Source organism: Dysgonomonas sp. Marseille-P4361 (assembly GCF_900343125.1).
Lineage (GTDB): Bacteria > Bacteroidota > Bacteroidia > Bacteroidales > Dysgonomonadaceae > Dysgonomonas.
Window position 1 is genome coordinate 431,351 of sequence record NZ_OPYL01000002.1, and the last position, 20,935, is coordinate 452,285.

Annotated in this window: 17 protein-coding genes; 11 read left to right on the forward strand and 6 right to left on the reverse strand. The window is 37.3% G+C overall.

Annotated features, from left to right (window positions below; translation table 11 throughout):
- Positions 1-9: 9 nt before the first annotated feature.
- Positions 10-252: a helix-turn-helix transcriptional regulator gene (locus tag DHU68_RS05600; RefSeq protein WP_108821991.1), complete on the reverse strand. Its 243-nt coding sequence runs from the start codon at positions 250-252 to the stop codon at positions 10-12.
- An 814-nt stretch (positions 253-1,066) separates the two neighbouring features.
- Between DHU68_RS05600 and DHU68_RS05605 the strand changes: the two genes are divergently transcribed.
- The 6 genes from DHU68_RS05605 (at position 1,067) to arsM (ending at position 5,633) form a co-directional block, all read left to right on the forward strand.
- Positions 1,067-2,158, forward strand: coding sequence for a site-specific integrase (locus tag DHU68_RS05605; RefSeq protein ID WP_108821992.1), 1,092 nt, complete (start codon positions 1,067-1,069; stop codon positions 2,156-2,158).
- 331 nt (positions 2,159-2,489) lie between these two features.
- Positions 2,490-2,810, forward strand: a complete 321-nt coding sequence (locus tag DHU68_RS05610) for a helix-turn-helix transcriptional regulator (protein ID WP_108821993.1) — start codon at positions 2,490-2,492, stop codon at positions 2,808-2,810.
- Between the two features lie 4 nt (positions 2,811-2,814).
- Positions 2,815-3,276, forward strand: coding sequence for a GNAT family N-acetyltransferase (locus tag DHU68_RS05615; RefSeq protein WP_255412457.1), 462 nt, complete (start codon positions 2,815-2,817; stop codon positions 3,274-3,276).
- A gap of 73 nt (positions 3,277-3,349) precedes the next feature.
- Positions 3,350-3,775: an arsenate reductase ArsC gene (locus DHU68_RS05620; protein WP_108821994.1), complete on the forward strand. Its 426-nt coding sequence runs from the start codon at positions 3,350-3,352 to the stop codon at positions 3,773-3,775.
- Complete coding sequence (gene arsB / locus DHU68_RS05625) at positions 3,768-4,802, forward strand: ACR3 family arsenite efflux transporter (RefSeq protein WP_108821995.1); 1,035 nt, start codon at positions 3,768-3,770, stop codon at positions 4,800-4,802. Before DHU68_RS05620 ends, arsB begins: the two co-directional genes overlap by 8 nt.
- Positions 4,803-4,823: 21 nt before the next feature.
- Positions 4,824-5,633: an arsenite methyltransferase gene (gene arsM / locus DHU68_RS05630; protein WP_108821996.1), complete on the forward strand. Its 810-nt coding sequence runs from the start codon at positions 4,824-4,826 to the stop codon at positions 5,631-5,633.
- Positions 5,634-5,730: 97 nt separating this feature from the next.
- On the opposite strand, the gene DHU68_RS05635 is transcribed toward arsM, so the two are convergent.
- On the reverse strand, positions 5,731-7,728 hold the full coding sequence (locus DHU68_RS05635) for a BCCT family transporter (protein WP_108821997.1): 1,998 nt from the start codon (positions 7,726-7,728) through the stop codon (positions 5,731-5,733).
- A 42-nt stretch (positions 7,729-7,770) separates the two neighbouring features.
- A complete protein-coding gene (locus DHU68_RS05640; protein WP_080904972.1) occupies positions 7,771-8,949 on the reverse strand; it encodes a hypothetical protein in 1,179 nt (392 codons plus the stop codon).
- 398 nt (positions 8,950-9,347) lie between these two features.
- Between DHU68_RS05640 and nhaA the strand changes: the two genes are divergently transcribed.
- The 4 genes from nhaA to DHU68_RS05660 all read left to right on the forward strand — a co-directional run bounded on the left by nhaA (position 9,348) and on the right by DHU68_RS05660 (position 14,224).
- Positions 9,348-10,676 (forward strand): Na+/H+ antiporter NhaA, encoded by a 1,329-nt coding sequence (gene nhaA / locus DHU68_RS05645; protein WP_080904973.1) that lies wholly within the window; start codon positions 9,348-9,350, stop codon positions 10,674-10,676.
- Complete coding sequence (locus DHU68_RS05650; RefSeq protein ID WP_108821998.1) at positions 10,676-12,070, forward strand: TrkH family potassium uptake protein; 1,395 nt, start codon at positions 10,676-10,678, stop codon at positions 12,068-12,070. The genes nhaA and DHU68_RS05650 overlap by 1 nt, the downstream gene beginning before the upstream one ends.
- 12 nt (positions 12,071-12,082) lie before the next feature.
- The gene (locus tag DHU68_RS05655; RefSeq protein ID WP_026625794.1) at positions 12,083-12,781 is read left to right on the forward strand and encodes a TrkA family potassium uptake protein; all 699 of its coding nucleotides are present in this window, start codon (positions 12,083-12,085) and stop codon (positions 12,779-12,781) included.
- 99 nt (positions 12,782-12,880) lie between these two features.
- Positions 12,881-14,224 (forward strand): TIGR00341 family protein, encoded by a 1,344-nt coding sequence (locus tag DHU68_RS05660; RefSeq protein WP_026625793.1) that lies wholly within the window; start codon positions 12,881-12,883, stop codon positions 14,222-14,224.
- A gap of 499 nt (positions 14,225-14,723) precedes the next feature.
- Here the strand turns inward: DHU68_RS05660 and DHU68_RS05665 are convergent, their stop codons facing one another.
- Positions 14,724-15,065: a hypothetical protein gene (locus tag DHU68_RS05665; protein WP_108821999.1), complete on the reverse strand. Its 342-nt coding sequence runs from the start codon at positions 15,063-15,065 to the stop codon at positions 14,724-14,726.
- Positions 15,066-15,127: 62 nt separating this feature from the next.
- Between DHU68_RS05665 and DHU68_RS05670 the strand changes: the two genes are divergently transcribed.
- The gene (locus DHU68_RS05670; RefSeq protein WP_160111079.1) at positions 15,128-15,529 is read left to right on the forward strand and encodes a hypothetical protein; all 402 of its coding nucleotides are present in this window, start codon (positions 15,128-15,130) and stop codon (positions 15,527-15,529) included.
- On the opposite strand, the gene DHU68_RS05675 is transcribed toward DHU68_RS05670, so the two are convergent.
- Positions 15,526-17,958: a hypothetical protein gene (locus DHU68_RS05675; RefSeq protein WP_160111080.1), complete on the reverse strand. Its 2,433-nt coding sequence runs from the start codon at positions 17,956-17,958 to the stop codon at positions 15,526-15,528. The genes DHU68_RS05670 and DHU68_RS05675 overlap by 4 nt on opposite strands.
- A 616-nt stretch (positions 17,959-18,574) precedes the next feature.
- On the reverse strand, positions 18,575-20,932 hold the full coding sequence (locus DHU68_RS05680; RefSeq protein ID WP_108822002.1) for an SGNH/GDSL hydrolase family protein: 2,358 nt from the start codon (positions 20,930-20,932) through the stop codon (positions 18,575-18,577).
- Positions 20,933-20,935 lie beyond the last annotated feature (3 nt).

Below are 20,935 nucleotides of genomic sequence, written 5' to 3' on the forward strand. Positions count from 1 at the left end.
TTCGGGTTTTTATGATTGTTGAATTTTGATAAACTGGACATCTCCACGTGTTTGGTTCAGTAACTCTTTAACATCCACCTCCAAAACGCGAGCGATTTTCAATAGCGTTTCAAGCCTAGGTTGTGCTTTGTTGGAACACCATCTAGAAACAGTCGCCTCATTCTTTCCGATCTGTTCAGCCAACCAGCGATTGGTTTTGCCCTTTTCAGCCAAAACAACCTTAATCCTGTTTATCGTATTTTTACCAGTCATATTTGCGTTTTATAGTCAAAAGTTTGATGTTATAATATGCAAATATAACAATTTTGATAAGACATATAGCCTATCAACCAATTTTTTATTCAAATCAGCATTTAGTGCAAGGTGCAAGTATCTATATATAGATAAACTTGCACCTTGCACTAAAGCTAAGTAGTTAAAACTCAGAATGCTTTGGTAGTTTCAAAAATAGTTGTAACTTTGAACCTGAATCTTATGCAGACAAATTGATGCCAATGGCAGCCAGAACTGCCAAAAAACAGTAGGTAATAAAATGCTAACCTAATTTGTACTCCATAAGTGTCTTTGAAATATTAATTCACTGAAAATTAGCGGTCTAACGACTTTATCTCAAAATTCGTCCATTACGCTAAACAAGGTGCTTGAAGCGACGAGTAGTTGACGTATTGAAAATCAGTTAGTTAGGAGATTCTAACCTAAACTGTACCCCCTTAAGAAAAACAAGAGGGTAATGCATTGAAACAGAGCAAATTAACCTAAAAAGGTGGCTTTCCGTCCATACCGCCAAGAAGCAGTTAATAGAAATATTAGCTGCTTTTTTTTATTATCTAAACTTTGCTTGCTTAAGCTTTAACTAACTGTATTACAGAGTTGAATTGGATAAATGGAAGTTTAATACTCATTGGATATTCTCATTTACTTCCCTATTATACATCAAGACAAAGTGAGTTGTTTAAGTAAATAGTGAGAACAAAAAGAAGAATTAAATCTGTTCTCACTTGATATACTTATGTTTTAAATATCAATCACTTATCTAAATTGTAAATGCTCTCATAATTCTAAAATTATGATTAGTAATACATTTATCTTATCCTTTATTTTAAAGAAATCAAGAGCTTTAAAAAATGGAGAATATCCTATATACCTAAGATTAACTATTGCAAAGGAAAGGACAGAATGTTCTTTATATAGGTCTATAAATCCTAAATTATGGGATAAACAAAAAGAAAGAGTAAAAGGTAACACCCCTTTAGCTATAGAAATCAATAGTTTTATTGAAAATGTAAGGAATCAAATATACCAATGCCATCTATCTATTGAAAAGAAAGGAGATACAGTTACAGCCTTAAAAGTCAAAAATCTATACCTATATGGAGAGGTTGAGAAAATAAAAAAAGTATTAGATTTTTTTAATGAATATTTAGATAAGATTGAGAGACTTAAAGATATAGAATTGGCAGGTACAACCATACAGAGATACAGAACAACTATAGACTTATTTAATGAGTATTTACGGCTGAATAATAAGCTTGATTTATATCTGGATGAATTTAATGGAAACATAATTCCAGAGTTTATTTATTATCTGAAAGCTGAAAGAAGATGCCAGCATAATACTGTTGTAAAATATGTTAGAAGCATAGCTAGAATGATTAGAGAAGCTATTAAAAAGGATTTAGTTACTGAAAAGGAAGAAAATCTAAACATCAGTATCAAAGCAGAAGAAACAACTCCTATATTTCTAACTAAAGATGAATTAAATAGAATTATAGAAAAGAGTTTTTCTGTTGAAAGATTAGATATAGTGAGGGATATATTTATATTCTGTTGCTTCACAGGTTTATCTTTTATTGATGCTAAGAAGCTAACAAGGAATCATATAGAAAGAGATAATAAAGGTAATTATTGGATAAGAACAGTCAGACAAAAAACTGGAATAGCAACGAATGTAGTATTATTGAATATGCCTCTTAGAATAATAGAAAAATACTACAACAATGATTATTGTAAAACTAATAATGTTTTACTCCCTATATATAGTAATCAAAAGCATAATGCTTATTTGAAAGAAATAGCTGACTTATGTTTTATAAATAAAACACTTACAACTCATTGTTTAAGACAAATAGTCATTTCTAGTTTGTTGAAGTACAGCTAGTTGTGAAATCATTTTTGTCCACAGGTAACTATTTAGAAACCAGCTTAGTTCTTAGATATGCTTAATTTTCTCGATATATAAAGAGCAACTTATCTTTTGTAAAGATATAAAATTTTCGTTTTAGAGAACTGAATTTCTTAGATTTTCATCTTCAAATAGAATTTATGTGGCAGTAAAAAAAAATGATACTATATAGTGAAAGTTAAGGTACTGAAAAACTTTTCCTCTTTCGTTCCTCTTTAAGAACTTTAAATTAATATCTATATATTTTTCTCTAAGATAATTTACAAAATAAATATTCGTATATTTGCGAACAATAAATATCGAATCTATGTCAAAGAAAGAATTAACAGCCGATCAGGAACAATTAGCCCGTTTTGCTAAAGCATTAGGGCATCCTATTCGTATCGCCATACTTGAAATGCTTGCCAATCAGTCATGCTGCTATCATGGCGATATGTCGGAGATATTACCTATCGCTAAAAGTACACTGTCACAACATCTGAACGAGTTAAAAGATGCAGGATTGATTCAGGGAACAATTACATTACCCACCGTGAAATATTGTATCAATAACGAGAACTGGAATAAAGCCAAAGAACTATTTAGTGGCTTTTTTACTCAATTACAGAAAACAGATGATATTTGCTAATATTATGAATATCAGGTTTGCAAGTAAAAAAGATATCCCTGCTATTAAAGAACTGTTCCGTTCAACTATCCTTTCAGTCAACTTGAAAGACTATACTCCTGAACAGGTCGAGTGTTGGGCTGCAAGAGGAGAAGAAGCGAGTGTGTGGGAGGAACGTATTAATGAGCAATACTTTATACTTGCCGAGGAAAATAATACAATATTAGGGTTCGCTGTGCTAAAATTATCAGGGTATCTAAATTCTATGTTTGTTCATAAGGACTATCAGGGAAAAGGTGTTGCCTCATTCTTACTTAAAAAGATTGAAGAATATGCACGGTTAAAAGATATTTCAGAAATAACTGCTGATGTCAGTATTACAGCCCAACCTTTCTTCTCAAAAAAAGGCTATGTTATTTTGGAACAACAGACCGTTTGCATTGGTATTTCCATGACAAACTATAAAATGTCAAAAGTTTTATCCTGATATTTTTTTAAGACAAGCATTCGTTATTCGACGAAACAGGAACTGTTAGTGTAAACGCGAAATTATAAACAATATGAGAATTTTAATTCTGTGTACAGGAAATAGTTGCCGTAGCCAGATGGCACACGGATTTTTACAATCATTCGATCCTTCATTGTCTGTTTATTCGGCAGGGACAAAAGCAAGCGGAAAAGTAAATCCAAAGGCAATAGAAGTCATGCAGGATGCAGGGGTGGATATTTCGCACCATACATCCGATAGTGTAGAGCAATATATGAATGATGAATGGGATTATGTGATAACCGTTTGCGGTGGTGCAAATGAAAGCTGTCCTGCATTCTCGGGAAAAGTAAAGAACCGCCTGCATATCGGCTTTGACGACCCTTCCGAAGCTACAGGAACACCCGGATTTATTCAATCCGAGTATATCAGGGTAAGGGATGAAATCAAAAAAGCATTTTACGAACTATATACAAGCAAGATAAAAGGTCATGAGTAAAAAGAAAATGAGTTTCTTAGATAAGAACTTAACCCTTTGGATATTCCTTGCAATGGCTATCGGTGTAGGATTGGGTTATTTTATTCCCTCATTCAGCGGTTATATAGATTCCATGTCGAGCGGGACAACAAACATTCCTCTGGCTATCGGTCTTATCCTGATGATGTACCCGCCATTGGCAAAAGTAGATTACAAACAACTGCCGAAAGTTTTCAAGAATGTCAGAATACTGACTGTCTCGTTAGTCCTGAATTGGATTATCGGGCCTGTCTTAATGTTCTTACTTGCCATTCTTTTTTTACACGATTATCCCGAATACATGGTTGGGGTTATCCTCATAGGTCTTGCACGGTGTATTGCGATGGTACTTGTATGGAACGACCTGGCAGAAGGTAATACAGAATACGGTGCGGGACTTGTTGCCCTGAACAGTATTTTTCAGGTATTCTTTTACAGTTTCTATGCGTGGATATTCGTAACCAAGCTACCACCGTTATTTGGATTTGAAGGTGCAATCGTAGATATATCCATAGGTACAATAGCTGAAACAGTTGCTATCTATTTAGGTATTCCTTTCCTAATGGGTATTTTAAGCCGTTTGATATTGGTTAAAATAAAAGGGGAACAATGGTATAAGGATAAGTTTATCCCTGCCATATCGCCAATTACCCTGATTGCGTTATTATTTACCATTGTGTTAATGTTTAGTCTCAAAGGGGAACTAATTGTACAAATACCATTGGATGTAGTGCGCATAGCCATACCGTTATTAATCTATTTCGTGGTGATGTTCTTCCTCAGCTTCTTTGCGGGCAAATTAATGGGTGTATCTTACGATAAAAACGCTTCAATCGCATTTACAGCTACAGGTAATAACTTTGAGCTGGCTATCGCAGTTGCAATAGGAGTCTTCGGCTTGCATAGCGGGCAGGCTTTTGCAGGCGTAGTAGGCCCATTAGTTGAAGTGCCTGTACTTATACTGTTGGTGAACATTGCCTTTTGGCTCAGAAAGAAATATTATAAATAAAATAACTACAATACTTTTAATATGAATACAAACGAAGAAAAGAAAGCTTTGGTAAAACAGAGATATAGCGAACTGGCTTTGAATAGCGATGCTTTAAAATCCGATTGCTGTTGTGGAACGAATCCTGCGACTCCTTCAAAAAAGGTCTTTACGATCATGAGCGAAGATTACAGCGGGCTTAAAGGGTATGAAGTAGATGCTGATTTAGGTGTAGGCTGTGGACTACCTACTGAGTATGCAGGCATTAAAGAAGGTAATACAGTTTTAGACTTAGGCTCAGGTGCAGGTAACGACTGTTTTATAGCCAGAGCAGAAGTTGGGGAAACAGGAAAAGTAATCGGCATTGACTTTTCGCCACAGATGATAGAAAAGGCACGAAAGAACGCAACTAAAAGAGGATATACCAATGTCGAATTTATCGAAGGAGATATTGAAAATATGCCTTTACCCGATAGTTCCATAGATGTTGTAGTAAGTAATTGTGTCTTGAATTTATTACCCGAAAAAAATAAAATATTTAAAGAAATATATCGTGTATTGAAAAAAGAAGGTCATTTTTGTATCTCTGATGTTGTGCTGAATGGCGTATTCCCTAAAGAGTTTACAGATAATGCTTCCTTGTATGCGGGTTGTATTGCCAGTGCGATACAAAAGGACGATTATTTAGGAGAGATCAAAAAGGTTAATTTTACTGATATAAAGATTGAACGAACAAAAACAGTTGCCATTCCTGATGATGTTTTACAGGAGCATTTAGATGAATCAACGATAGCCAAATACAAAGCGGGAAATGTCGGCATTTATTCGATTACTGTAACAGGAATAAAATAGCAAAGTTTAAAGAATATGGTTGCAAATAAATGGATTCAGGACGATCATTCCTTCCTGAATCTATCAATTTATTCACAGCCTTCTTTTTCAGGTTTATCTACTTGTCAATAATAAGCAATTCGTTTTTATCATCAGAGATGAGACTTATAAATCTTTCATATTCTCTGAGGACATCAGCTATCACTTCCTCTTTTGTCATATACTGTATATCATTTCCTTTACGCCCATCATTAAAATAGGTAATCGGTATATAAGGCGTTTCCATATCAACATTCGGAGTATTCTCTTCCTCGATCATATACTCCGAGATCGTTTGAGGCTCAGCAACGACACCATATCGGAAATTTCGTATTTTATCATGCCTTATAAATAACTCTATGGATAGAGCAGTGTTTTTACCTGTTATTATTTGAGCTTCAATATCATTTTCGGATAACTCTTGCTGAAGTTCGCCGAATGCTTCTTTTACCGTGCCATTCAAAAAGTCCTTGACATCTCTTTTGTGGGAAAAGGTTAGTATTCTGTTCAGCCGTTCCTTCCATCTGCTCCCGTCCCATGCGATACTACCATAGGGCAGTTTGGTATTATGAAATAAATGATCGATTTGCAAAGCTTTCCATAAAGAAAAACATAAGAGTAGCATACTCAACCCAAAGGGTAATGCGGAAATGAGAGTCATCGTCTGCAGTGAGGCCAGACCTCCTGCCCGAAGCAGTGTAAGAGAGAGAATGATGAGTAGTACACCCCAAAATATATTTTGCCACTTCGGCGAGTTCTTTTTATCACCGGATGCTATACTGTTCATAACCAATATACCGGAGTCTGCTGAAGTAACAAAGAAAACCCCAATCATCAAGATTGCTATTATATTCAATAAGCCTGTAAATGGAAAATATTCAAAAAAGCGAAACAGGAGAGTATCCGGATCGTTCGCCAATAGGCTCAACTCTCCATTTGCTACGAATTTATCCAGCCAAACACCACTACTGCCAAATATAGTCATCCATAAGAAATTGAATAAGGAAGGAATCAGTAGTACAGCTATAATAAACTCACGTATGGTACGCCCTTTCGATATACGTGCAATAAACAACCCTACAAACGGAGACCATGATATCCACCAGGCCCAATACATAATTGTCCAGCCCGAGAACCAGCCCTGAGCTTCTGTTTCATAGGCAAAAGTATTGAAGGTCAGATTTGTTAAATTACTGATGTAATAACCGATACCTTCACTAAAGGTGCTAAGTATATATATTGTTGGTCCTGCAATCAAAATAAATACCATCAGAATAAAAGCGAGAGACAGATTCAGTTCACTTAATCGCTTCACACCTTTATCCACGCCTGTAAAAGCTGAAAATATAGCGATACCCATGACTACAATAACGATAATAGCCTGAAATGTAAAACTGTTCTCTGGCACCAATCCTATACTTTGCAATCCTGCATTTAGCTGTACAACACCAAATCCCAAAGTTGTCGCAATTCCGAAAAATGTACTGCATAGCGCAAAAGTGTCTACAATATTTCCGATTGGCCCATATATTTTATCTTTCAACAAAGGATATAAACCGCTTCGTATTGCCAACGGCAATTTATAACGATAGGCAAAATAAGCCAGTACTAATCCCACCACAGCATATATGGCCCAGGCATGTATTCCCCAATGGAAAAAAGTGTATAATTGGGCTTCTTTTGCTCGTTGAAGCGTATCGTCTATAGCCGGATTTGCATAATGAGACATTGTTTCTGCCACACCGAAATACATAAGCCCGATTCCCATACCGGCTGCAAACAGCATTGCTATCCATGAAAAGAAGCTATACTTGGGCCGGGAATTATCCGAACCTAAGCGAATATTACCAAGTTTACTTAAAGCTATAATAATAAGAAATAGAACGAACAAAGTTACCATCAATACATAAACCCAACTCAGGTTGTTAAAAAAATAGGTTTTCACAACCGACAGAGATTTATTGGCTTGTTCAGGGAAGAAGCCACAATAAAGGGATACAAAAAGTATAACAATTAGCCCTGGTAGAGCAACTGATTTGGTTAATGTCGTTCGAAAAGGTAATTTGCTTTTTATCATATTATATATTGTTTTATTTTTACTTGTTGTAATGTGTTAATTTTAAAAATAATATCCGATATTTATATTAAAACGGCTATTCCATCTGGCATTATCGCTATCTTGTGCAAGTCCTTCTCCAAAGTTGCTCGTAAGCCATGGATGATTCTTTCCTATAGCCATATCTATGTATGTGTAAATAGGTCCCGAAGCAATGGATACTCCGGGTATTAAATGATGAGTATTGTTATATCCGGCTCTACTTTTGTCAGCTATTGAGTAATCTACATATGCTTCTATACTTTTTATGAATTTCCTTTTTATAGGAATAGTATATGATATTCCTGCCAGGTATACAAATCCTTTGCTTGCCACATCATAAGGAGAGCCATAAGCAGCCATTTGTACGGCATCTAAAAGTTCTCCTTTGTCATTTTGAGATTTATAATTATACCCAATAATTTCAGCCTTTAAATTCCATCTTCGATAATTGAATACTGAGTGTATCGCCCAGGACAAGTTCCATTTCCTTTTATTTAAGGTCTCATTATAGATACTACCCAACTGTCCGGATAAGCCAACTTCTGCGATCTCTGTCAATTGATAACATATACGCATGTTAAATTGGTCTAGTTCGCGGATGGAAGCTTTACTTCTGTTAGCTCCAGTAAGCCCTGTTGTAGGAACAACAGCATATGAAAAACGGCTGTTTCCTACAGTATTATCTTCATACTCTGAACTTAAGAAACCTTTTGGTGCAGCCTGTCTGAAATATGCCATATCAACAGATAGCTTCTCGATCTTGTATTCAGCACCTATGCCGGTTGCGTAAGTATCTTCCAGTCCCATATAATATGGAAGTTGGAACCACCAAGAATGAGATGCAGACGGCGCTATTCCAAATGGTTTTTGAAAAACTCCTAATTTTGCATACCAACTATCATTTAACCTGTATCTAACATAGGCATGATGTATAAAATGTGCTTTTGATCCGGGATAAAGCCTATATTGAAAACTTAAATCAAAATCCTCATATCCTGCATCTACTGACAAAAACCATGTATCTAATTTAATATAAGAATCTAAAGGCCTAGCAGCAGATTCATAGTTTTCTGAAGCAATATTAAACCGTACAGCTCCACCTATTTTTATAGTTTTTTTTTGAGGCTCCCCATCCGATGCCCAAATATTAAGATTGGAAGAAAAAAAGATATAAATAATAACGGGAACAAATCTTGACATGTTTTTCTAAATAAGACTATTTAATTCATTATGGTAGAGAAATAAAAATATATGCTAAATAAAGCATCTAAAATATACCTCAATAGCAGAACTCATCATTACAAATGATATAAATAGTTCCTCGGTCATATAAGATTAAAAAAAGAGTTCAGGATATAGAAAGAAAGGTAATAGACTAATAATAAAACCACTCCTGAACAGTACCGGATTTTCCAGTATTAGGAACAAAAGTAGTAAAATTAGAGCTTGTTTAAAAGTTAATTTATGTTTAATGACTCATTATAAGTATGCTATGCCTATTAAAATAGAGTTAATCGGTAATATTTTTTCTAGTCGAAAAAAATAAATTATTTTTGATGTTTATTAAAATATTCAACATTTCCATAAAATCCGGATAGATGACAGGAGAAAAAAAAGAAGCTATCGATAAGGTGGTTCAACCCATTCAGCGATTTATATTACAGGAAAAGGCCGGAGGTATAGTCCTCGGGCTGAGTGTTATCATTGCTATGATCTTAGCTAATTCCCCATGGTCGGAAGACTATTTTCATTTATTGGAGCATAAACTGGGATTTATATTTGATGGCATTCCATTCTTTGAATATAGCATTCATCACTGGATCAATGACGGGCTGATGGCTGTTTTCTTCTTTGTAGTGGGCTTAGAACTCAAAAGGGAGATTGTAGGAGGAGAATTATCCAATCCGCGTAAAGCCCTTTTGCCTATCGGTGCAGCAATCGGCGGTATGCTCGTACCCGCACTTATCTATATTATCCTGAATCCATCAGGAGAAGTTCATCACGGATGGGGAATACCGATGGCAACCGATATTGCTTTCGCATTGGGTGTTTTGTATCTGTTAGGGAGTAAAATACCACTATCACTGAAAGTGTTTCTAACAGCATTGGCTATTGTTGATGATCTGGGGGCTGTCTTGGTTATTGCATTTTTCTATACATCCGATATTTCATTTATGAGCCTTGCTATTGGTTTTGGCTTTGCTCTTATTATGTTCGTTGGCAATAAAATGGGTGTGCGGAGTATTTTGTTCTACGCCATATTTGGTATTCTCGGAGTGTGGACATCTTTTCTCTTATCAGGAGTACATGCTACAATAGCTTCTGTTATTGCCGCCTTTATGATTCCTGCAGATGTGAAAATAAGAGAGAATCTATTTGTGGAACGGATAAAGAACTATCTGAATAAATTCAGGGAGGTTGATCCTAAAAACGAAATTCCGACGCTTACAAATGACCAGTTGCATTTGTTGGAAGAAATAAAAATAGATACCAATAAAGCCATTCCGCCATTGCAACGCTTAGAACATCGAATGCATCCTTTAGTGACATTTGTTATCATACCGATATTTGCTCTGGCCAATGCCGGGGTTTCACTCAATATTGATGTTGAGCAACTATTCAGTACGAATATAGCTTTAGGCGTAGCTCTAGGCCTACTATTGGGCAAAGTGTTAGGTGTGGTTGGCTTTACTCTTTTGTTGATAAAGCTGAAAGTCGCACCATTCCCTCAAGGGATGAATGTCCGTAATCTGTTTGGTTTAGGTTTGCTGGCATCTATTGGTTTTACCATGTCGCTATTTATCACTTCTTTGGCATTCACTCATCCCGAATATATGGTACAAGCCAAGATTGGTATTTTTGCAGCTTCTATCATTGGCGGAGTATTAGGATATATCACATTAAGCCGTTCCGTAAAGCATAAATAATGTTATCCCGAATAAAATATATAGGATTAAACCCGGCTCGCTTATTTGTTCTCAGTTTTTTAGGACTGATTCTTATCGGGACAATTTTACTGTTATTACCGGTATCCACAACCGGGAGCATCAGCCTGATAGATGCTCTTTTTACAACAACGAGTGCAGTTTGTGTAACAGGTCTGGTAGCACTGGATACAAGTAAAGATTTTACACTGTTCGGACAAACAGTCATCATGGTCATGATTCAGGCCGGCGGTTTAGGTATATTGACTTTTGCCAGTTATTTCAGCTACTTCTTTAAGGGAGGCTCGTCTTATGAGGATCAATTAACGATGGGCAATATCTCTAACATAGAGAAGATTGATGAAATTTTTAAGACCTTAAAGCGGATATTAATTATAACAGTTGGTATTGAAGCTGTCGGGGCTTTCTTTATTTTTACTAGTTTAAGTTCTGCTTTGATGCCTGGTCTGAGTGATCGGATTTATTTTTCAGTATTTCATTCCATATCCGCTTTTTGTAATGCAGGCTTTTCCACATTGCCCCATGGTATCATGGAAAACGGATATGTGGATAACTACAGATTCCAATTGAGCCTGATATTCCTTTTTGTTCTCGGAGGATTAGGATTCCCGATTGTAATCAATTTGTTGAAATACCTGAAACATTTAATCAGAAGAACATTCTTACAGATTTTCAATCATAAAAAAGACGTTTACAAGCCTTGGGTGATGAAACTGGGAAGTAAGATAAATCTGGTTACAACTATCTCTTTAATTGTTATCGGAACCATCCTTATTTTTATCAACGAGTATAATAATATACTGGCTTCTCATCAGGGAATCGGGAAATTCGTCACAGCACTATTTACAGCGACAACGCCCCGTACAGCAGGGTTCAATTCAGTTGATTTTAATCAGTTACATCTATCGTCACTCATTATTATAATCATCTTGATGTGGATCGGAGCTTCTCCTGCCTCTACGGGAGGAGGTATAAAAACCAGTACATTTGCAATAGCCGTTCTGAACTTTATCAGTTTGGCCAAAGGGCGAAAGAATATTGAGGTGTATAGTCGGGAGGTATCAGAAACATCCATAAGACGAGCTTTTGCGGTGATGACACTTTCTGTTGTTGTTTTGGGGATAGGTTCATTACTTATTTCCTATTTTGATGAAGGCTTGCGGCTATTAGATATTATATTTGAATCGGTTTCGGCCTATAGTACAGTCGGGCTGAGTCTGGGGATAACTCCCGGTTTAAGTTCTGCCAGTAAACTGGTGCTGATAATACTGATGTTTATAGGACGTGTAACAACACTCACGCTGCTTATTGCTTTCTTTAAGCAAGTGAGGATGTCTAATTATACTTATCCATCGGAGGAGATACTGATTAATTAAAAAGAAGAAAGAATGAAATATATTATTGTCGGACTCGGTGTATTCGGTTCTTCACTTGCTGAGAAGTTAGCATCACAGGGCAATGAGGTAATCGGAGTAGATACAAAGATGCAACGGGTAAATGAACTGAAAGATAAAATAACACATGTTGCATGTTTGAATGTAACAGATGCTGCTGCAGTAGAAACATTACCCTTGAAGAATACAGATGTGGTCATTGTCTGTATAGGAGAAGATCAAGGTGCTAATATAATGGCGACAGCCATGTTTAAAAACCTGAATGTAAAACGGCTTATAGGAAGATCTCTTAATCCTCTGCAAGAAAATGTTTTACAGGCAATCGGCGTACATGAGATTGTCCGGCCGGAAGAAGAAACCGCAGAAAGATGGGCCAAGAAACTAACGCTTCGGGGAATGGTAGATTCTTTTGAGTTAAATGAGAATTACAGCATGGTAGAGATTGTAGTGCCGGATATTCTTGTTGGAAAGACAATCGAAGAAATCGGTTTTCGTAAGGAATATAATATGCTCGTGTTGACTGTTATCAAAAATGTAGAAAAGAAGAGCATAATAGGGAAAACCAGAGTTGTTGCCGACGTTCAAGGTATACCAACACCCGATACCATGTTAGAAAAAAATGATATCTTGGTTGTTTATGGATCTAACAAAGATATTAAACAGTTTATAAGCAAGAACAAAAATCATAAATAGAAAAAGTGTGATTGGTAAATATATAATTGATAAAAAAGAAGTATCTTTTCCATGGTTATTCAAATCAGGTGTATAGTCTGAATACTAATAATATATAGCATGTATAACTTCATACGAAAAGTAGTCACTTACGTTAGTCTGCAAAAGCAAACCGAAGACTTTGAAGAAATCCATAATTCGATAACACAGGGTATTTCGTTCAAGGGGACGAATATATGGATATTAGTTTGCGCGATAATCATAGCATCCGTAGGGCTTAATACCAATTCAACCGCTGTGATAATAGGAGCCATGCTTATTTCTCCACTGATGGGGCCAATCAATGGAATGGGTTACAGTATTGCTATTCATGATTTTGGATTGCTTCGTCAGTCATTAAAGAACTTTGGTTTTGCGGTGCTGGCCAGCCTTATAGCATCCACTGTTTATTTTTCGATAACCCCCGTTCATACAGCCCATTCAGAGCTTTTAGCCCGAACCAGTCCGACGATTTATGATGTTTTAATTGCTCTATTTGGTGGATTTGCGGGTATTATAGCAATCAGCAGTAAGCAGAAAGGAAATGTTATTCCCGGTGTTGCTATTGCTACGGCCTTGATGCCACCTCTCTGTACAGCCGGCTACGGTTTAGCTACGCTCCAATTTTCTTTTTTCTATGGAGCATTCTATCTGTTTACCATCAACACTGTTTGTATTGCTTATGCTTCGGTTTTAATTTCTCAAATGTTGAAGTTTCCGATCAGAGATACCAACATAAGTGAGACAAGAAAGAATCGTATCAATCAGGGCTTATCAATCGTTCTTATTATAATCATATTGCCCAGTATATATTTGGGTTACCGGATGTCCCAGAATGAGAAATTCAGAGTAAATGCCGAAAAATATACACGTTATGTAGGAATATACAAAGGGAATTATTTATTAAACAATGAGGTTGCTGCAAACAGGAAAGAAATTAATTTGGTATACGGCGGATCTTCGTTGACAGAAGAAGACAAAGATGCAATTATCGGTCAGGCAAGCTTATTCTCTTTAGATGATGCGAAAATAACAATAGAACAAGGGTTGGCCATAGATAATGATATAGCTAAGGATAGACTAAAAGCTCAGTCTGAAGAAGAGAGGTCCCGGCAACAAATAGTCCGCTTAAATGTAGAAATTGCTGATTATAAACAAAAAATAGACAGTATACAAAGCCAATATCTTATAGGCAAACAATTACTGTCTGAGTTGACTCCTTTATACCCTCATATAGAGAGTTGTTCGTATGCCCAATCATATATCTATACCCAGAATGATACTTTGCATAGAGCGAAAACTGGTGTATTTATGATCACATCTAAACGCATTCTTCCAAAGAACGATCAGGAGAAAATAAAGAATTGGCTAATGAAAAGATTAAATGAAAAAGAAATTAGGGTCTATTTTGACAGAATTAATTGATTGATCAAGACCGAACTTGTAGAAATATTTTAATGGAATAATCAAGGGTCTTTTAAATTATTCCTCTACCTGTGTTAAATTATATTGTAGAAATGCCAAATATCAGAACGTGCTATTTCTTTTGATGCATTAGTTTTACTCCATTTATCTTATCTGAAATAAATCTCCCCCGGCTGTCTAAATAACTGTTTTAGAAATAAAGGGTGTATACTTCGTCATAATCATAGAAATTACTCTGATTAGATAAGCTCCCGAACTTCTATCCTCTGGTATTTGAGTAGTGTCTATTAGTAGTCTATATAGACGAACTAATAGAATGGTATAACCGATGTTGTAAATTTCTATTTTTCACAAAACGTATATGATCAAACATTTCATGAAAGTATAATCGCAAAAACTTAAAGTACACGTTTTAAAATCTAAATGTACGCAAAATATAAAATAATGCCTTTTCTTTTGATTGTTTTAAACGCCTTTTAAATATACTTTAAAGCCCCTTTTATTGGGGCTTATTTATTTTTATATACTTCGTCCAGGCGTAAGGATTGCGAGTGTTGAGGTAGTCGCTTTGTCTATCGTTGGCGTATGCTTCACGCTCAAAGCTGATATTATAGTAAGCCTCTTTTGCATTACCGTACTGTATCAATCTGATTAACCATTCTACCCCATACCACAAATAAAAGAATACATAGAGCATATACTTCATTTGCTGGGTGTGTATAGCTTCGTGGCGCTTAGTTCTGTCGCTGAGCTGAGTGCCATAGCGAACGAATATTAAGCCGAACAGATTAATAGCGGCAAAGCCTTTAGTCGGCAGTAGTTTGTTTTCAATTATTCGCATATCTAAAAAGTTTATTATCTTTGAATTGTTAATACTAATATTTATCTAAAAAATTAAAGACCATGAAAAAGCTCTCACTTTTATTATTACTTCCTTTTTTCATGTTATTATCATGCTCTGACGACAATAGCGAAAGTCCCGACAACACAAACCCCGTTTTAAGCTTAAGCAATGAACAGATAGCAGGAACTTACACGCTAAGCAAAGCGATTGACAAAAACGGCAATCCTATTAGTTATGATTGCAATTTTTCAAAAATCACTTATGAGCTTAAGACTGACGGCAGCGCTCTACATAAAAGATGTTCGCAAGACTTCGACCACACATGGAAGCGCGACAAGGATAAAATAACTATACATGGAGAGGGTATTATAGGCGATGGAACTACATATAGTTTACAAATAAACTCTACCAATAAAAAGCTTGAGCTTGTTACTGCATATACAGTATATATAAAAAATTAAAATTTGAATTTACTTAGCATCCAAGTACCAGTATAAGGCACACCATCTGAACCCCATTCGCCAATATATACACACATAGCAGTCCAGCCCTCGCCAACGTCAATATATTCGTTCTCCGTGCTATCGTCGAACAATCTTTGACCGAGTGGCGCATATATACGCATATAGCCCGTCCACCATTGTTTGAACCAAATAACCGTACCTCTGTAAGCATTTGTCGGCAGGTAAATATGTTGTACGCCTTTAGAGTTTCCCAAAACAAAAGATGTATTTCGGGTTAGCCTGGTCGTTTCTCCACCATCGCCGCTTAAGCTTATCATACTAAGAATTTGCCCGTTTATTCTCAACTGGTCGAACCAACCGCCATAGGCTGGGGTTGGGTTGTTTGATTTATTGTGAGCTGTGCCATATACGCCAACTATACCCCAGTCACCCGTCCACCACTCCTTATCCATGCTCCCATAACCAAGCCCTGCAATAGCTGCTTTCATATCAATACCCGCCGATACTGGCAGGGTATTAATGCCCGCTCGGTTCGCAAATACACCTTGAGACGAAAGACTAGCGTAATCGCCATCAGTAACGTTATAGGCTTCTACTTTTGCGTCATTGCTTGAGTCCAGGCGTATATATTGCTTTTTCGTTTCTTCGTCGCCGTTCTCAGTCCATCGCTTTGTATGGTTATTGAATTGCAAAGAACCGTTTAGCCCATCAAGAACCATCGCATTAAGATCGCCCGTTGTTGCTTTCGATTTTATAACCTGGTTTGAGAACAGAAAGCCAGCTATAAAAGCCTCGCCGTACACGTTGAGCGCTTCGCGAACCGTGGCGTTAGTCATAGTAAGCGTATGTTCTTGCGTAATATTATAGTCTAGGCTATTATTGCCATCGCCCATTTTGAACTGATTTTTTAGAGCTTTCCAATAGCTACCCCCGTCAGAACTGCGAATAGTATCGACCGTTAGTTGCCCTGGCAATAACTCAGCAAGTCCGTACATAGTAGTAAAGGAGCGGTCGCCCTCTTCATTCTCTGAATTGATAAAAGCAACCCAAAACATATAAAAGCCGTCGAGGTCTTCTATCTTTATTTTGTCGGTAGATATTAAAAAAACAGCTTCGCCAGTCAATCGCCCATTTACCAACGTCAAGTCTTTAGAACATTTGAGGTATAAATAATACGGGGTTTCCGCTTCTAAATGGTCTGAGATATACTCGCGTACTGTCCAATAAGGCTTAATACCGTCTATCTCTATCGTTTCGTGCTTAATCTTTGAAACTGGGCAATGAAATTTTTTATTTGCCTTATCAAAGTATAGAGCTGGTTCTATTGAGGTCTGCCAGTCGTCAGCCAAGAAACGATATTGAAGAGTAGGCGCGCCAGCTCTGAATACCATACCCTCGAAAACTAAGGCGCTGAGTAAGTTTTCTTGAAACTCATCAGACATACCCATAATGTTATCAATAAGTTCCTGCGTATCTCGCCATCGACGACGGGCGAAGTTTAAAACTTCTCTGTCTTTGCGGTCTACGGCTTGCTCTACGGTCGGTATTTCGTTTATTACCGCGCCTACTGTTTTGCTGGTTACGTTGTTGGCTATCGTTATTTCGGGGCTTTGCGGGTCGTTTGCCATTTCTTTAACTGCCACGATGCGCACGTCTACCGCTTCGGGCAAGAACTGAGGGTCTGAGAACTCAACAAAATAGCCGATATTCAAGTAGCCGCGTATTTCGCCCCAGTTGCGGCGGGCGTATATACCGTCAAGTTGCCAGCGATACGAATATTGTGCCTGCTCGCCTTGCCATAAATGTTTTACCGTTTCGTCCAGGGCTTCGTTTTCGGCGTCGCTGATATAACTGTCGGGCATGCGCATGTGAAAGACTGCGTATTTGTCGCCAACTGCGGGTATTATGTTACCTTGCGGGTATATCAGCCCGTTTTGATTAATCGGCTTTAGCTCAAATTTACGCTTAGCATGGTTATACTTGACGTCGAACTCTTTGCCTGCGACCTGCCCCGTCTGAAAGATAACCGTCATCGTCTCACCCTCTATAACCATCTTTGAAAAGTCGAGGTCTTCGGGTATATCCTTGTCAATGATGTTGTAAAAGCCTTGTTTGTCGTTTATCTCTTCTACTGCTGATACCGTACCCACACGGCGCGGGTAAAACTTTGTAATATCAAGGCTATCGTCTTCCCCAGCCAGGGGCTTAACGCGCTCAAGATACGACCCCGATGCGTCGGTCGTATATTCGATACCCTCGTAAGTTATTCGCTTGTTTTTAGGCAGTAGAAGCGTATCACTCCCATAGCTTGAGCGGTCTATATTGCGCTCGCCACCCTCAATATATACGCGGTTTATTATTTTGGTATTGTCGTACTGTATGCGACGAATACCGCCCAAAATACCATTATTGTAACCGTAAGACAACTTAAAGTTAATCTTATTGCCCTTGGCATCCAGGCGTTCGACGCGGCGAAAATGCAGGGTATATTTATCAAGCTCCCATTCTGTTTTGAACCCGTTGATTGTTTTAGCCAGGACGTCAAAACAAAAATCGTGATTGAAGTCTAACGTAATAGGGTCGCTTTCGATACATTCGCCAACTACCCACGGATATTGCGGGTATTTCAGTTTCAAGTTGGCGACAATCAAGTCGGCTATCATTCGTGGCGTTGCCGTGATCGGGAACTTCAATTTAAACGAGCTGGTCGGCTTTACCGTGTTGCCCTCATTCAGATAATCAAAGAATTTAAACTTTGTAGCTTTAAGCATCCATAACGACCCCTCAAGATTAAGTGTATAGGTAAACTTTTCGCTATGCTCTTTTACATAGTCCAGGGCGCGCGGCATCCAGTAACGCTCTGTCATAAAATCGCAATATGAACCCTCGTCAATCTGTATAAATTCGGGTAACGAGAAACGAAGCTCAAGGCGGTTGTCTCCCATTATCTCGCGCAGGCGGTAGCTACTATCGTCTACAAAGTCATCAAGCAATAATACGCCAGTATGGCTGAATATTTTAAATCGTTCCATAAAAGTTGTTTTATTTTAAAGCCACTAAAACTGCGCCAGTCATTCCGTCAGCAATTTGATAATAACCTTCTGTGCGTGGGTGTACATCATTATTCGCCATCAAAAGCGTTTCTTCGTACCTGCTTGCAACCTTTTGTTCAATTAACGGATAACCGTAAAATCTATCCATCGCAAAGCCGCTTTGTGAAATAATTACACCCTCATAATTAGCGAATGTTTCAACCGCTTTTTTACTGAAATTGAAAATATTATAGCGTAACATATTGCGGCTTGTAGACCTCAAATCACTATTTCGGGATTTAGGCAAGCAAAAGACTACTTTTCCATTTGGATTGTCAGTAATAAAAGCATCAATGATTTTCTTTGCATTATTGACAACTGTATTTATTTGCGAGCTTGTAAACAATACTCCCGAAAGGTCATTAATACCGCAATCCATTGTCAAAATATCTATTTTTTTATCACTTGTAAGCCCTAAAGCTTCAGTGCGATAATATCCGAAATTCAAAACGCCTGTGCCCTCGTTATCCTTTAATACCGAATAGTTTATTTTATCAACCGATGTAACGGTCAAAGTCGGGTTACTACTACTTGTAGGCTTTAATATTGCGGGAAAAGTTGTCGGCGGTGTAAATGCGTTCCAATGGTAGCCGATAGCATAACCCGTGCCGTCTGCGTTAATTTTCCATCGGTGTATCAACATGATAGCGTTATTCACATTATCAAAGTAATAGCCCCTAAATTTGTAAATATTACTTGTATCTAAGTTCGGGTCTACACCCTCAAAATTAAATCTGTAAGCTGTATCACCATTTGCAAAGAAACTATACGTTTTACCCGTTCTTGCTTCGTTTTTGTACGGCGCGGGGTGATGTGAGCCTAAAAATAGAGGTGTAACCCCGCTACATTCAGCTAGGTTTAATTGAAGTTGTTTCGTTACGTCTGCCGTGTCATCGCTTGTGCTATCACCAATACAAATAATAGTTTTTTCAATATCGGGGCAAACGGCATCAACGACAACCAATTTACTTGTTAGCGTTTTAACGACATTACCACTTTTGTCTAACATTCTGAGCGAAAAATCAAACTCGCCAACATCGGCGGTTGTCGGCGTAAATCGAAAAGAGCGTTTATCCATTGCACCTTTTACACATTCGGTATCGAACATAAACGGCGGTTGCCCGTTGCCATACTCAGGGCAAAGAATGAAAGTGTCATAATACAGATTAAACTCTTTGCCTACTACTGCATACATTTTAGGCGGCAAAAAAGCATCATAAACATTACTTGTTATTTCTTTTGTCCTCTTATAGAGTCGGATATTCTCGTTATTGTCTTTATTGAATACACTAGCCGAAAGACCGCTATAAACAAACCATTGCGACTGTACATTTGCATCGGGCGCAAAGTTTGTATCGACACAAATTATACCGTATGCATTCTCAATATATTGCACCCCATTTTTAGGAACGTTAAAAGTTGCTACACTTACAGCCTCGTCGCTAGTCCATCTATTCTTAGAACTCCATATATAAATATTCAGACTAGAGTCGCTCACATTAACAATCGTAAAACTGTAAAATAAATTCGGGTTATAAGCTATATTAAGCTCTAAGCCCAAAATAAACTTACGCCATTGTTCGACTGTCATACTTGTACTGTCCTGAATTGATTTATCAAACGGGTTATATTCTCTATCAGATATAGGGCTTTTTGTTGCAAGCTGTTTATTTGTTTCTGATAGCTGATTTTGAGCCTTAAACAATCTAATATTTTCGCTATTATCGGCATTAAAAACTTTTGAGGACAACCCTGCATAAGCAGCCCATTGCGACTCTAACGATGATGCGGGCGCAAAATTTGTATTAATAACAATAGAGCCGTAATCGTTAGTAAGACCAACGACACCCACTCCCGCAACTTGAAAAGTTGCTACTGTTTTAGCGTTTTGGTTTGTCCATCTATTCTCAGACGAATAAATATTAACAGCTATGTAGTTGCTTGTTTTAACAACAATAGCGGGGCTGTAAAACAAATTCGGGTTATACTCTATATTAAGCTCTAAACCCAAAATAAAGTTACGCCATTGTTCAACGGGCATTGCCGCACTTCCTTGTATTTCTGGAACAAAAGGATTATCAGACAGTTTTAACGTCTTTAAAGTCGTTTTAATAACTTTACTTGCTGGGGCTGTCGTTGTAGAATCATCAATAGTTTGTGTAATGCCGAATAAAGGAGACATCTTTGAAAAATCAATACGCCCCGATTTTAAGCCTATTGTTTTATTTTCATAAGCCAAAAAAGTAGACTTATTTATATCTTCTACAATGGGTAGTTCTGAACCTTTTATTATCTTAATTTTTGCCATAGT

Coding starts and splice junctions, on each gene's coding strand:
- DHU68_RS05600 (WP_108821991.1), bottom strand. CDS start 252: ATGACTGGTAAAAATACGATAAACAGGATTAAGGTTGTTTTGGCTGAA.
- DHU68_RS05605 (WP_108821992.1), top strand. CDS start 1,067: ATGATTAGTAATACATTTATCTTATCCTTTATTTTAAAGAAATCAAGA.
- DHU68_RS05610 (WP_108821993.1), top strand. CDS start 2,490: ATGTCAAAGAAAGAATTAACAGCCGATCAGGAACAATTAGCCCGTTTT.
- DHU68_RS05615 (WP_255412457.1), top strand. CDS start 2,815: ATGAATATCAGGTTTGCAAGTAAAAAAGATATCCCTGCTATTAAAGAA.
- DHU68_RS05620 (WP_108821994.1), top strand. CDS start 3,350: ATGAGAATTTTAATTCTGTGTACAGGAAATAGTTGCCGTAGCCAGATG.
- arsB (WP_108821995.1), top strand. CDS start 3,768: ATGAGTAAAAAGAAAATGAGTTTCTTAGATAAGAACTTAACCCTTTGG.
- arsM (WP_108821996.1), top strand. CDS start 4,824: ATGAATACAAACGAAGAAAAGAAAGCTTTGGTAAAACAGAGATATAGC.
- DHU68_RS05635 (WP_108821997.1), bottom strand. CDS start 7,728: ATGATAAAAAGCAAATTACCTTTTCGAACGACATTAACCAAATCAGTT.
- DHU68_RS05640 (WP_080904972.1), bottom strand. CDS start 8,949: ATGTCAAGATTTGTTCCCGTTATTATTTATATCTTTTTTTCTTCCAAT.
- nhaA (WP_080904973.1), top strand. CDS start 9,348: ATGACAGGAGAAAAAAAAGAAGCTATCGATAAGGTGGTTCAACCCATT.
- DHU68_RS05650 (WP_108821998.1), top strand. CDS start 10,676: ATGTTATCCCGAATAAAATATATAGGATTAAACCCGGCTCGCTTATTT.
- DHU68_RS05655 (WP_026625794.1), top strand. CDS start 12,083: ATGAAATATATTATTGTCGGACTCGGTGTATTCGGTTCTTCACTTGCT.
- DHU68_RS05660 (WP_026625793.1), top strand. CDS start 12,881: ATGTATAACTTCATACGAAAAGTAGTCACTTACGTTAGTCTGCAAAAG.
- DHU68_RS05665 (WP_108821999.1), bottom strand. CDS start 15,065: ATGCGAATAATTGAAAACAAACTACTGCCGACTAAAGGCTTTGCCGCT.
- DHU68_RS05670 (WP_160111079.1), top strand. CDS start 15,128: ATGAAAAAGCTCTCACTTTTATTATTACTTCCTTTTTTCATGTTATTA.
- DHU68_RS05680 (WP_108822002.1), bottom strand. CDS start 20,932: ATGGCAAAAATTAAGATAATAAAAGGTTCAGAACTACCCATTGTAGAA.